Below are 13,015 nucleotides of genomic sequence, written 5' to 3'. Positions count from 1 at the left end.
GTTATAACCCTCTGTTCCTTTATGGCGGGGTTGGGTTGGGTAAAACGCACTTGATGCATGCGGTGGGCAACCATCTATTAAAGAAGAACCCAAATGCCAAGGTTGTTTACCTGCACTCGGAGCGCTTCGTGGCCGACATGGTCAAGGCACTGCAGCTGAATGCGATCAACGAATTTAAACGCTTTTATCGATCAGTCGATGCGTTGCTGATCGATGACATTCAATTCTTCGCTCGAAAAGAGCGGTCACAGGAAGAATTTTTCCATACTTTCAATGCCTTGCTCGAAGGCGGCCAGCAGGTCATTTTGACCAGCGACCGCTATCCGAAAGAGATTGAAGGGCTGGAAGAGCGTCTCAAATCGCGTTTCGGTTGGGGGCTGACGGTTGCCGTTGAGCCGCCAGAGCTGGAAACCCGCGTTGCCATCTTGATGAAAAAAGCAGATCAGGCGAAAGTTGATCTGCCCCATGACGCAGCATTTTTCATCGCTCAACGTATTCGTTCCAACGTACGTGAACTGGAAGGCGCGCTGAAGCGGGTAATTGCGCACTCGCACTTCATGGGTCGCGACATTACGATTGAGTTAATTCGCGAATCGTTGAAAGATCTGTTGGCGCTCCAAGACAAATTAGTCAGTGTGGATAACATTCAGCGCACGGTCGCTGAGTACTACAAGATTAAGATTTCTGATTTGCTGTCCAAGCGCCGTTCGCGGTCTGTAGCGCGTCCGCGCCAGGTTGCAATGGCGCTTTCTAAAGAGTTAACCAACCACAGCTTGCCTGAGATTGGTGATGTGTTCGGCGGACGTGACCACACGACCGTGCTGCACGCATGCCGAAAGATCAACGAGCTTAAGGAATCCGACGCGGATATTCGCGAGGACTACAAGAACCTGCTGCGAACACTGACAACCTGATGACACCAGCGCAGCTTATTAAGGCAAGGGACTAGACCATGCATTTCACCATTCAACGCGAAGCCTTGTTGAAACCTCTGCAACTGGTCGCCGGCGTCGTTGAACGCCGCCAGACCTTGCCGGTGCTTTCCAACGTGCTCTTGGTCGTCCAAGGGCAACAGCTTTCGCTGACAGGTACTGACCTGGAAGTCGAGCTGGTTGGCCGTGTTCAGCTGGAAGAGCCTGCCGAGCCCGGGGAAATCACTGTCCCTGCTCGCAAGCTGATGGATATTTGTAAAAGCTTGCCCAACGACGCGTTGATCGATATCAAACTCGATGAACACAAGCTGGTGGTCAAGGCTGGCCGTAGCCGCTTCACTTTGTCCACGCTACCAGCCAATGACTTCCCAACGGTGGAAGAAGGCCCAGGCTCACTTACGTTCAATTTAGTGCAAAGCAAATTGCGCCGTCTGATCGAGCGCACTAGCTTCGCCATGGCTCAGCAAGACGTCCGTTACTATCTTAACGGAATGTTGCTTGAGGTTAGCGCAGGCGTGTTGCGCGCGGTTGCTACCGACGGACACCGGCTTGCAATGTGCTCGATGACCGCCGAGATTGAGCAAGCGGATCGTCACCAAGTGATCGTTCCACGTAAAGGGATTCTGGAGCTTGCGCGGTTGTTGACTGAGCAGGACGGTATTGTCAGCATCGTCCTGGGTCAGCATCACATCCGCGCCACCACTGGCGAATTCACCTTCACCTCCAAGCTGGTGGACGGGAAATTCCCGGATTACGAACGCGTTCTGCCAAAAGGTGGCGACAAGTTGGTCTTGGGTGATCGGCAAGCATTGCGTGAAGCGTTTAGCCGGACCGCGATTCTTTCAAATGAAAAGTATCGTGGTATTCGTTTGCAGCTGGCCAGCGGGCAATTGAAAATTCAGGCGAACAACCCAGAGCAGGAAGAGGCTGAGGAAGAAGTCGGGGTGGATTACAATGGCGCCGACTTGGAGATCGGATTTAACGTTAGCTATCTCCTGGACGTATTAGGGGTGATGACCACCGAACAGGTCCGGTTGATTCTGTCCGATTCTAATAGCAGCGCACTGGTGCAGGAATCGGACAACGATGATTCTGCTTACGTTGTAATGCCGATGCGCCTGTAACGTATCCATCCTCAGCAGAATTTGAATGTCTCTTAGCCGCGTCACCGTCACTGGGGTGCGTAATTTGCACCCAGTGACGCTCTCCCCCTCTCCCCGCATAAATATCCTTCACGGTGCAAACGGCAGCGGCAAAACCAGCGTGCTGGAAGCCATTCACCTGCTTGGCTTGGCGCGCTCGTTTCGCAGCGTTCGGCTCTTGCCTGTTATTCAATATGAGCAAACAGCTTGCACAGTCTTTGGTCAGGTGGAATTAGCTGAAGGCGGTCACAACAACCTCGGAATATCGCGCGACCGTCAGGGCGAATTTCAAATCCGCATCGACGGCCAAAATGCAAAGAGTGCAGCGCAGTTAGCCGAGGCGCTCCCACTGCAATTAATCAATCCGGATAGCTTTCGTCTGTTGGAAGGCGCTCCGAAGATCCGCCGTCAGTTTCTTGATTGGGGAGTGTTCCACGTGGAACCTCGGTTTATGTCGACGTGGCAGCGCTTGCAGAAGGCCCTTAGGCAGCGGAACTCGTGGCTCCGGCATGGTACACTCGACATCGCTTCACAGGCGGCTTGGGACAGAGAGCTGTGCCTCGCCAGCGATGAAATCGACGAATACCGTAGGGCTTATATTAAGGCGCTTAAACCGGTTTTCGAGCAGACCCTTAGCGAGTTAGTTGAACTCGAAGGTTTGACCCTAAGTTATTACCGCGGTTGGGATAAGGATAAAGAGCTGAGTACTGTGCTCGCCTCGTCTCTGCACCGTGATCAACAGATGGGCCATACGCAAGCTGGACCGCAACGAGCTGATTTGCGCTTAAGGCTAGGCGCTCATAATGCTTCGGATATTTTGTCCCGCGGTCAGCAGAAGCTAGTGGTCTGTGCCTTGCGCATAGCCCAAGGACATTTGGTCAGCCAAGCTCGGCGAGGCCAATGTATTTATCTGGTGGATGATTTGCCATCTGAACTGGATGAGCATCACCGCCGTGCGCTTTGCCGTTTATTGGAAGACTTACGCTGCCAGGTTTTTATAACCTGTGTAGATCAAGAATTATTGAGGGAAGGCTGGCAGACGGAAACGCCAGTCGCTGTGTTCCACGTGGAACATGGCCGTATCACCCAGACCCACGACCACCGGGAGTGAATGCATGAGCGAAAATCAAACGTACGACTCCTCCAGCATTAAAGTGCTGAAAGGGCTAGATGCCGTACGCAAGCGTCCCGGTATGTATATCGGCGACACCGACGATGGCAGCGGTTTACACCACATGGTATTCGAGGTGGTCGATAACTCGATCGACGAAGCTTTGGCTGGCCATTGCGATGAAATCAGCATTGTTATCCACACGGATGAGTCAATCACCGTGCGCGACAACGGTCGCGGTATTCCGGTAGACGTACACAAAGAAGAAGGCATTTCTGCAGCCGAAGTCATCATGACCGTGCTGCATGCTGGTGGTAAGTTCGACGACAACTCTTACAAGGTTTCTGGCGGCTTGCACGGTGTAGGCGTTTCAGTTGTAAATGCCTTGTCCGAATTGCTGCTGTTGACGGTACGTCGCAGTGGCAAAGTTTGGGAGCAGACTTATGTCCATGGTGTTCCTCAGGAACCTATGCGTATTGTCGGCGAGAGTGATTCCACCGGTACTGAAATTCATTTCAAACCGTCGGACCTTACTTTCAAGAACATCCATTTCAGCTGGGACATTCTTGCCAAGCGCATTCGTGAACTGTCGTTCCTTAACTCCGGTGTAGGGATTGTTTTACGGGACGAGCGCAGCGGCAAGGAAGAACTGTTCAAATACGAAGGCGGCCTACGCGCGTTCGTTGAATACTTGAACACCAACAAGACTCCGGTAAACCAAGTCTTTCACTTCAACATTCAACGCGAAGACGGCATCGGTGTTGAAATCGCGTTGCAGTGGAACGACAGCTTTAACGAGAACCTGTTGTGCTTTACCAACAACATTCCTCAGCGCGATGGTGGTACCCACCTGGTCGGTTTCCGTTCGGCGTTGACTCGGAATCTGAACACCTACATCGAGCAAGAAGGTCTGGCGAAAAAGCACAAAGTCGCCACTACCGGTGACGATGCGCGTGAAGGCCTGACAGCGATCATCTCCGTCAAAGTACCTGATCCAAAGTTCAGCTCGCAGACTAAAGACAAACTGGTTTCTTCCGAAGTTAAAACCGCAGTTGAACAAGAGATGGGTAAACACTTCTCTGACTTCCTGCTGGAAAACCCGAGCGAAGCCAGAGCTGTCGTTGGCAAAATGATCGACGCTGCGCGCGCTCGTGAAGCTGCTCGTAAGGCTCGCGAAATGACCCGCCGTAAAGGTGCGTTAGACATTGCTGGTTTGCCAGGCAAACTCGCTGACTGCCAAGAGAAAGACCCTGCCCTTTCCGAGCTGTATTTAGTGGAAGGTGACTCTGCTGGCGGATCAGCCAAGCAGGGACGTAACCGTAGAACTCAGGCTATTTTGCCGCTTAAAGGCAAAATCCTGAACGTAGAAAAAGCGCGCTTCGACAAGATGATCTCATCGCAAGAAGTGGGCACGTTGATCACTGCGTTGGGTTGCGGTATTGGCCGTGACGAATACAACATCGCCAAATTGCGGTACCACAACATCATCATCATGACCGATGCTGACGTTGACGGTTCGCACATTCGGACCCTGTTGTTGACCTTCTTCTTCCGTCAACTGCCGGAGTTGATTGAGCGCGGTTACATCTACATCGCTCAGCCACCGCTGTACAAAGTGAAGAAAGGCAAGCAAGAGCAATACATCAAAGACGACGAAGCCATGGAAGAATACATGACTCAGTCGGCCCTTGAAGATGCCAGCTTGCACCTCAACGAATCGGCACCGGGTATCTCAGGTGAGGCGCTAGAGCGTCTGGTTAATGAGTTCCGCATGGTCATGAAGACTCTCAAGCGCCTGTCGCGTTTGTACCCTCAGGAACTGACCGAGCATTTCGTTTACCTGCCGGCTATCTCACTTGAGCAGCTGTCTGACCACGAAGGCATGCAAGCGTGGCTGGCGTTGTTTGACGCGCGTCTGCGTGTTGGCGAAAAGTCTGGGCTGGTCTATAAGGCAAGCCTGCGTGAAGATCGCGAGCGTAATGTGTGGCTGCCGGAGGTTGAGCTTATCTCTCATGGTCTGTCCAACTACATCACGTTCAACCGTGACTTCTTTGGCAGTAACGATTACAAAACTGTAACTACCCTCGGCGAGAAAATCAGCACCTTGCTTGAAGAAGGCGCTTACATCCAACGTGGCGAACGCAAGAAGCAAGTGACCGAGTTCAAGGAAGCCCTTGCTTGGTTGATGGCGGAAAGCACCAAGCGTCACACGATCCAGCGCTACAAAGGTCTGGGCGAAATGAACCCGGATCAGTTGTGGGAAACCACCATGGATCCGGCTGTACGCCGCATGCTCAAAGTGACGATTGAAGATGCCGTTGGTGCAGACCAGATCTTCAACACCCTGATGGGTGACGCAGTGGAACCTCGCCGCGACTTCATCGAAAGCAATGCGTTGGCGGTGTCTAACCTCGATTTTTAAGAGGTTGTAGGTTCACAAAATAGTTGCTCATTTTCACAAATAGTTGAATCGGCCTACTGTCTAGTGGGCCATGACAGACAAAGGGCCAGCGCGATGCGCTGGCCTTTTTTTTTTGGTGCGCCAGGCATGGCGCGTTGCGCGTAAGTGTAACCAGTCTGGCAGTTGTGGCCACGCGGATGACTTGGAGGTGAAAGGCCTCTACACAGCCGACAAGGGAAGGACTCGCAACTGGACCATATTCCTTTCATGCGCATTAATTTGACGCGAATTGACCTACCCGTTACCCGTTAGCTTATGACACCGGTAATCCTTTCGACACTAGCCCAATACGCCGCCCACAAATCGAGTGCCCAAATAATTGACTGCTGTTGATCGATTCGTGTTATAAAAATATTATACGATCATCAAAAGTTAGAAACATATCATATTTGGATTTTTCAATGACAACCGTGAAGCAGCGTCTGCTCGATAGCCTGGAAGGATCAACCGCCTCCGGGCGCGCTATCGCCAATTATATGCTGACCAATTTGAATGAGCTGCCCTTCGAGACTGCCGCCAGCATTGCTACCAAAGTCGGTGTCGGTGAGATGTCTGTGGGGCGGTTCTGCCGCGCTATCGGCTATACCCACTTCAAAGAGCTGAAAGCCGAGCTGAAAAGTAATATCGGCGACAGTCCTTGGCTGGTCGGTGATCGGCTGAGGGAGTTCGCGGCGCGCGCCCAATCCGGAAACGACCTGCTTGCCGCCAGCCTGGAGTTTGAAATCAGCACAATAGTGCGCGTTTACGAGATCGCTCAAAGTCCTGAGTTCGAGCGCTTCGTCAAGCGGCTGGCGACTCGGGAAAAGGTTTACTGCGCGGGATTCCAGACGGAACGAGGGGTCGCGGCGATCCTTGCGCACCAGTTGCAGTATTTACGCGATGGCGTGCACCTGGCCGATGTGGCCGCCGGTAATTTCGTCGATGTGCTGCTGACTGATCCATCCAAAACCATGCTGGTCATCATTGATACCCGGCGCTATTCGCGCCAAAGCCAGTTGTTGGCGACATCGGCGCGGGATCGCGGCATACCGGTGACCATCATCACTGACACCTTTTGCGATTGGGGCCCATCGGTAGCCAGCGAAGTGTTCGCCGTGCCCACCGAGCTCAATCACTTTCTGGACTCCCTAGGTCCACTGGTCTCGCTGGTTCAGCTGGCGATCAATGGTGTATTCGCGCAACTGGGCGCCTGCGTAGAGGATCGCTTGAGCCAGATTTTCGCCAGTTACAACAGATTCACCGGATACGTCGGAACACCGCAGGAAGAATAACAACGAACTCAAACAGCCAATGAGTCAAACGAGGGAGCGCACATCATGAATCTATTCAAAGGCAAGCTTTACGGGTCTCTGTTCGCTCTCAGTTTCATCTGCGCAGGAGGGCTGCTCTCAAATGGAGCTTTAGCGGACACCGAGGCCACCTTTGTGTTGCCGTCGTCGCAAGCGGGCGCAACCTCGTTGGACCCAATCCGCAGCTCGTTAGTAACGCTAGTCGACGGTTTGATCTACGACCGTCTGGTGGACCAGGACGCGAATCAGAAATTTTATCCACACCTGGCCACAAGCTGGGAAACCACCGCAGATGGCATGAGCTGGACCTTCCATCTGCGCCAGGGCGTCACCTTCCATGACGGCGAGCCCTTCAATGCGCAAACCATTGCCTGGTGGATCCCGAAATTTATAGGCACCGAAAACGCCTTTTTGGTCAGCGCCATCGACAAGGTCGAGGTTGTCGATAACTACACGGTGCATTTCGTCATGAAGCACCCCGATACCAACCTCCTCTACAACTTGTCGAGCGGGTTCATGGGGGTTCCGAGTCCCAAAGCCTATGATGCTGAGGGGGCGGACTACGGCGTGAAGGTCGCTGTCGGCACGGGGCCGTACAAGCTTGAAAGTGTTGAAATTGGCTCCGAGGCGGTGCTGGTTCGCAACCCTGATTACACCTGGGGCGGCCCACTCTCCGCGAACAAAGGACCGGCAAAGATAGACAAATTGACCTTGCGCGAGATTGCTGACTCCTCGACCGCCTTCCTCGAATTCAAGACGGGCGGTGTCGATCTGGTTATCGATGTTCCGAGTGACATCCTGGCGCAATACAAGACGCTGAATAACGCGACCATAAAAAGCCAGGCTGGCTTCGGCATTTACTACATGCCGATCAACACCACTGTCGAACCCTTTACCGATATCAAGGTGCGTAAAGCGACCGCCCTGGCGATCAATCAGCAGGAGATTGTCGACAGTCTGTTCAATGGCAGAGGCCGGGCCGCGCACAATTTTTTGATTGCCTCACTGCCGGAATCAAAGGTTGATCCCAAGCTCAACATCGCCTATGACCCCGCACAATCCAAGACCCTGCTCGACGAGGCGGGCTGGAAGATGGGATCTGCCGGCATCCGCGTGAAAAATGGCAAACCATTAAGCGTGACCTTGGTGACGCAAGGCGACACTGAGTTCAAACGCCTGACAGAAGTCATCCAGGCACAGCTGAAAGCCGTGGGCATCGACGCAAAAATCTCGGTTTTCGATTCCAGTTCAATTCGCGCCGAATACAAGAAGGGGACGCAGCAACTGGCTGTGCGTAGCTATGGCTGGAACAACGCAGACATCCTTGATTGGTTCTTCAGTGCTGAACGCCTCGGCTACCCCAACGTATCGATGTGGAACGACGCCAAAGGCGAGGCGTTGCGGACCAAGGCACTGACCGGCTCGAAGACCCCCGAGGAGCGGGCTGCCAACTTCCTTACGTATCACGAATATGTGCTCACCCAATACCCCTTCGCTCCGATCTACGAGCCGGAACAGAGCGTGGTTTTCGGCAAGGAACGTCTGACGTTGCCCGACAAAATCGACGGCCCGCAATTTACCGCCCAGACCGTGCTTGATATCTCCATCAAGGAATAAGGATCAGGACATGGCGATGCGGACTCGACTGACATGATGAGTTATTTCATTCGAAGGCTACTGGCGATGATCCCGGTCTTCTTCGTCGTCTCTGGCGTGGTCTTTCTGATCGTTCACATGGTCCCGGGAGACCCAGTCGATAACATGATGAGCGTGGGTGCCTCGGTCAATCAGCGGGCGGAAATCATCGCCCGCTATGGTCTGGACCGTAGCCTGATCGAGCAGTACTTCACTTGGCTCAATAATATCGTGCACGGCGACATGGGCACGGCCATTGTTATGCGTCGCCCGGTGGCTGATCTGATCATGAGCAATCTTGGCCACAGCCTGGCGCTCGGTGGCTGGGCATTGATGTTCTCGGCGGTCGCCGGCCTGTTGGCCGGAACGATTGCCGCCTCTTTTCAGGGGCGCTGGATCGATCACGGCCTGATGGGCGTGTCGTTACTTGGCTCGACGGTGCCCACCTTCTGGCTAGGGCTCTTGATGATCATGTTGTTTGCCGTCGAGCTGGGTTGGGTGCCGGTGTCCGGTGCACGCAGCTGGACCTCATTGGTCCTGCCCGTTATTACCGTTGGATTGGGAGGCATGGCGTTGGTGGCCAGGGTAACTCGTATCTCCATGGTTGAAATTGCCCGTGAGGATTTCGTGATGCTGCTGCATGCCAAGGGGCTTTCTCGCTGGACGATTCAGCTACGCCACATCCTGCGTCACGCGCTCATTCCCGTGGTGACGATTCTCAGTTTGCGTATTGGTCTGATCGTCGGTGGCTCGGTGACCGTCGAATATGTATTTGCCCGCCCCGGGCTGGGTTCGCTTCTAATCCGCGCCTTGGCGCAGCGTGACTATCCGCTGATCCAGGGTTGCCTGCTGTTTCTCGCCATCGCCGTCATGCTCGGCACGCTGCTCGGTGATCTGCTGCAAGCTGCAATGGACCCGCGTCAACGCGAGGACTCCGCACAATGACCACTATTTCCTCCACTGCCTTCAGGAGCATCAGTGCGCTGATGCCGACGTTCAGTTCGGCGATCTCCGGTATCGCGCTGTTGATTCTGATCCTCATTGCCTGCGCCGCACCCTGGCTGGCACCCTACCCTTACGACCTGCAAAATTTGTCCATCGCCACTCAGGCACCGTCTGCCGCGCATTGGTTCGGCACCGACGAGTTCGGTCGGGACGTGCTCTCGCGTGTAATTTTCGGTGCAAGGACCTCGCTCAGCGTTTCACTGGTCGCTATTAGCCTTTCAGTGACCGTCGGCATTCTGATCGGCGCCATTTGCGGCTATGTCGGCGGGCGGCTGGACCGGATCGTGATGTCGATCGTCGACCTCACTTGGAGCTTCCCGGAAATTGTACTCGCGCTGCTGATCGTGGCAATCATCGGTCCCGGTTCCTCCAGTACGGTCATCGCGATCAGCATCGCTTACCTGGCGCAATTCACACGCCTTACCCGTACCCAGATCAAAAGCTTGAAGCGCCAGACCTTCGTGGAGGCGAGCCTGAGCCTGGGCGCTGGACCAACGCATATCATCATGCGTCGCCTGCTGCCGAACGTAGTGGCGCCGGTGATCGTTGTTGCCATGCTCTCGACTGGCAACGCCATCCTGCTTGAGGCGACGCTGGGCTTTTTCGGCATGGGCGTCCAGCCACCGATACCCAGCTGGGGCGCCATGATGAGCACCGGCTCAGCCCAATTGTTCAGCGCGCCCTGGGTCATACTGTTGCCCGGCGCCCTCATCGCCCTCTCCGTGATTTTTATCAACCTTTTTGGAGAAGGTGTGCTGTATGCCTTGGATATCAAGGCACGAGCGAGGAGTCATTGAGCCCATGCTATTGACCATTGAAAATCTGAAGATCGGTTTTGGTCCATATGAGCCTTTGTCCGGGGTCGATCTGACCCTGGAAAAGGGTGAAATTCTTGGACTCGTTGGCGAATCCGGTTCCGGCAAGTCGATGACGGCGATGAGCATCATGGGGCTACTGCCGCTGATGGGTGGACGAGTCAAGTCCGGCAGTATCGATTTCGACGGCACGGACCTGACAACACTGGACGAACCAGGCTATCGCGCATTTCGTGGCGGCCGGATCGCGCTCATCACGCAAAACCCCATGACTTCACTCGACCCCGTGGTTCGGGTCGGCAGGCAAATCGACCAGGTGTCACAACTGCATTTGCACCTCGATCGTCACCACGCGAAAGCTCGCTCGGTGGAGTTGATGGAGCGCATGCGCATTCCCAATCCGACGCTCGCCTACGATCTGTTTCCGCACCAACTGTCTGGCGGAATGCGCCAGAGAATCGTGATTGCGATGGCCTTGGCTGGTGATCCCGATCTGCTGATTGCCGATGAGCCGACCACCGCGCTGGACGTCACCGTCCAGGCCCAGATCATCCAGCTTCTGGTCCAGCTCGTGCGCGAACGCGGTCTTGGACTGGTGCTGATCACCCATGACATGGGCGTCGTGGCCCAAACCTGCGACCGTGTCGCCGTCATGTATTGCGGGCAGGTAATCGAATATGGCTCTGTAACAACGATTTTCGACAACCCGCAACACCCCTACACCATGGCACTGATTGGCTGCATCCCTCGACCGGGCATGCTCCCTGGAAGCCTGACGGGAATTGCGGGGATGGTGCCATCCGCCAGCAACATGCCTGAGGGATGTCGCTTCAATCCGCGCTGTAACAAGGTAATGGATATATGTCGCCAGTCGGTGCCCCTGCCAACGAATGAGGCCGGACGCAGCGTGTCTTGTTTTCTGCACAGCGCCGGACGGTTGCCATGAAGCCGATCCTGTCAGTACGCGGCGTCGGACGAACCTTCACCAGCGGCGGCGGCTTCCTCAAGCCGCGACGCCACTTTCGCGCCGTCAGTGATGTCTCTTTCGACGTGCAACGTGGGGAGGTCCTGGGCGTTGTCGGTGAATCAGGCTGTGGAAAATCGACCCTTGCCCGTCTCATCTTGCGACTCTTGACGCCCACAACCGGTGAAGTGCTGTTTGACGGTACCGATATCGCCAGCCTCTCAGTGCGGGCCTTGCGACCTCTTCGGCGACATTTTCAGATGGTGTTTCAGGACCCCTACTCTTCGATCGATCCACGGCAGAAGGTACGCGACACGCTGCTTGAACCCTTTCAGGTACAGGGCATTTCTCTGACGCCGGCACAAGCCCGGGCCAAGGTCGATACGCTCTTGACCATGGTCGCCTTGCCGCTTCACCTGGCTGACAGCTATCAACATCAAATGTCCGGTGGACAGAAACAGCGAGTAGGTATCGCCAGGGCACTGGCGCTGGATCCGTCGTTAATCGTATTCGACGAATCGACGGCCTCGCTTGACGTGTCGATCCAGGCGCAAGTCATTGGTCTGCTTCAGGACTTGCGTGATCGGCTCGATCTGACCTACGTCTTTATCTCCCATGACCTGGCGCTGGTGCAGTACTTCTGTGATCGCAGCCTGGTGATGTATCTCGGCCGTGTGGTTGAAGTCCTCCCACGAGGCGCCACGCCGATCCATCCGTACACCAAGGCGCTGATGGCCAGCGTTCTGGTTCCCGATCCGCACCAGCGCCACGAGATTGTGCGGATCACTGGCGAAATTCCGAGTGGCTACGATGAGCCTCTCGGCTGTGCCTTTGCCGGACGCTGTCCACTCGTACAACCACGTTGCCTTGAAAGCCTGCCTATCCTTCGCCCCCAGACTGACCAACATGCCGTGGCATGCCACGTTCATGAGTCGATGGTCCTTGCCCCGGAGTCCTAAATGTCATTCAAAGTTCTCACTGCCGAGTTCATGCACGAGTCGAACACCTTCAGCGCCCACAAGACGGGTCTACCCGAGTTCCGGCGCGAGACCTTGATGCTGGGCGAGGAGGCAATAAAGAGGCGGGGCCGATCCAATACCGGTCTGGCGGGTGCGCTGAGTTGCGCGGCCGAATTCGGTTGGGATATGAAGCATGTCGTCAGCGCCTGGAGCGAGCCTGCGGGGCCGGTGACGGTCGAAGCTTTTGAATACCTGGTTGGTTTGATTGTCGAGGCCGCCAAAGCACAAACCTTCGACGGCATCCTGCTGTGCCTGCATGGGGCCATGGTTGCCGAACACAGTGACGATGGCGACGGAGAAATCCTGGCACGATTGCGCGCCGTAGTCGGCCCGGATCTGCCCATTGCTATGACCATGGACCTGCACGCAAACGTCTCCGAGCGTATGTGCGAGCTGGCACAGATTCTGGTTTCTTATAAGACTTACCCGCACATTGACCTGAGGGAGACTGCCTGCCATGCAGGTAACCTGCTGCAGCGCACCATGAAAGGTGAAATCAAACCGCGTACTTTGCGCATTCACCTACCAATGCTCGAGGAAGCTAACGGTGGGCGTACTGATGTCGGGCCGATGATCGAGCGCATCGCCAAGGCTCGTGCCTGGGAAGCCGAACAAGAGGGTGCGTTCGCCGTCAGCATCAAT

The 13,015-nt window shown here is 55.0% G+C and carries 11 protein-coding genes; all 11 read left to right on the top strand.

The window, feature by feature from the left end; all coding sequences use genetic code 11:
* The coding region (gene dnaA / locus M0974_RS19645; protein WP_297840473.1) for a chromosomal replication initiator protein DnaA at positions 1-914 on the top strand (914 nt) is incomplete at its 5' end.
* 38 nt (positions 915-952) lie between these two features.
* Positions 953-2,056, top strand: coding sequence for a DNA polymerase III subunit beta (dnaN, locus tag M0974_RS19640; RefSeq protein WP_297840471.1), 1,104 nt, complete (start codon positions 953-955; stop codon positions 2,054-2,056).
* A 25-nt stretch (positions 2,057-2,081) separates the two neighbouring features.
* The gene (gene recF, locus M0974_RS19635) at positions 2,082-3,185 is read left to right on the top strand and encodes a DNA replication/repair protein RecF (protein WP_297840468.1); all 1,104 of its coding nucleotides are present in this window, start codon (positions 2,082-2,084) and stop codon (positions 3,183-3,185) included.
* Between the two features lie 4 nt (positions 3,186-3,189).
* The gene (gyrB, locus tag M0974_RS19630; protein WP_297840466.1) at positions 3,190-5,607 is read left to right on the top strand and encodes a DNA topoisomerase (ATP-hydrolyzing) subunit B; all 2,418 of its coding nucleotides are present in this window, start codon (positions 3,190-3,192) and stop codon (positions 5,605-5,607) included.
* A gap of 440 nt (positions 5,608-6,047) precedes the next feature.
* Complete coding sequence (locus M0974_RS19625; RefSeq protein WP_297840464.1) at positions 6,048-6,917, top strand: MurR/RpiR family transcriptional regulator; 870 nt, start codon at positions 6,048-6,050, stop codon at positions 6,915-6,917.
* A 45-nt stretch (positions 6,918-6,962) separates the two neighbouring features.
* Positions 6,963-8,552: an ABC transporter substrate-binding protein gene (locus tag M0974_RS19620; RefSeq protein WP_297840461.1), complete on the top strand. Its 1,590-nt coding sequence runs from the start codon at positions 6,963-6,965 to the stop codon at positions 8,550-8,552.
* 33 nt (positions 8,553-8,585) lie between these two features.
* Positions 8,586-9,515, top strand: coding sequence for an ABC transporter permease (locus tag M0974_RS19615; RefSeq protein ID WP_297840458.1), 930 nt, complete (start codon positions 8,586-8,588; stop codon positions 9,513-9,515).
* Positions 9,512-10,372, top strand: a complete 861-nt coding sequence (locus tag M0974_RS19610) for an ABC transporter permease (protein WP_297840456.1) — start codon at positions 9,512-9,514, stop codon at positions 10,370-10,372. Before M0974_RS19615 ends, M0974_RS19610 begins: the two co-directional genes overlap by 4 nt.
* 4 nt (positions 10,373-10,376) lie before the next feature.
* Complete coding sequence (locus M0974_RS19605) at positions 10,377-11,336, top strand: ABC transporter ATP-binding protein (RefSeq protein WP_297840453.1); 960 nt, start codon at positions 10,377-10,379, stop codon at positions 11,334-11,336.
* Positions 11,333-12,313, top strand: a complete 981-nt coding sequence (locus tag M0974_RS19600; protein ID WP_297840450.1) for an ABC transporter ATP-binding protein — start codon at positions 11,333-11,335, stop codon at positions 12,311-12,313. The genes M0974_RS19605 and M0974_RS19600 overlap by 4 nt, the downstream gene beginning before the upstream one ends.
* A partial coding sequence (locus M0974_RS19595) for a M81 family metallopeptidase (RefSeq protein WP_297840449.1) occupies positions 12,314-13,015 on the top strand: 702 nt, incomplete at its 3' end.

This window comes from Pseudomonas sp., assembly GCF_026224925.1.
In the GTDB taxonomy this organism is placed as follows: Bacteria; Pseudomonadota; Gammaproteobacteria; order Pseudomonadales; family Pseudomonadaceae; genus Aquipseudomonas.
The sequence above is the reverse complement of the archived record's forward strand: the minus strand, read 5'-3'. Positions and strand labels throughout refer to the sequence as shown.

Coding starts and splice junctions, on each gene's coding strand:
- dnaN (WP_297840471.1), top strand. CDS start 953: ATGCATTTCACCATTCAACGCGAAGCCTTGTTGAAACCTCTGCAACTG.
- recF (WP_297840468.1), top strand. CDS start 2,082: ATGTCTCTTAGCCGCGTCACCGTCACTGGGGTGCGTAATTTGCACCCA.
- gyrB (WP_297840466.1), top strand. CDS start 3,190: ATGAGCGAAAATCAAACGTACGACTCCTCCAGCATTAAAGTGCTGAAA.
- M0974_RS19625 (WP_297840464.1), top strand. CDS start 6,048: ATGACAACCGTGAAGCAGCGTCTGCTCGATAGCCTGGAAGGATCAACC.
- M0974_RS19620 (WP_297840461.1), top strand. CDS start 6,963: ATGAATCTATTCAAAGGCAAGCTTTACGGGTCTCTGTTCGCTCTCAGT.
- M0974_RS19615 (WP_297840458.1), top strand. CDS start 8,586: ATGATGAGTTATTTCATTCGAAGGCTACTGGCGATGATCCCGGTCTTC.
- M0974_RS19610 (WP_297840456.1), top strand. CDS start 9,512: ATGACCACTATTTCCTCCACTGCCTTCAGGAGCATCAGTGCGCTGATG.
- M0974_RS19605 (WP_297840453.1), top strand. CDS start 10,377: ATGCTATTGACCATTGAAAATCTGAAGATCGGTTTTGGTCCATATGAG.
- M0974_RS19600 (WP_297840450.1), top strand. CDS start 11,333: ATGAAGCCGATCCTGTCAGTACGCGGCGTCGGACGAACCTTCACCAGC.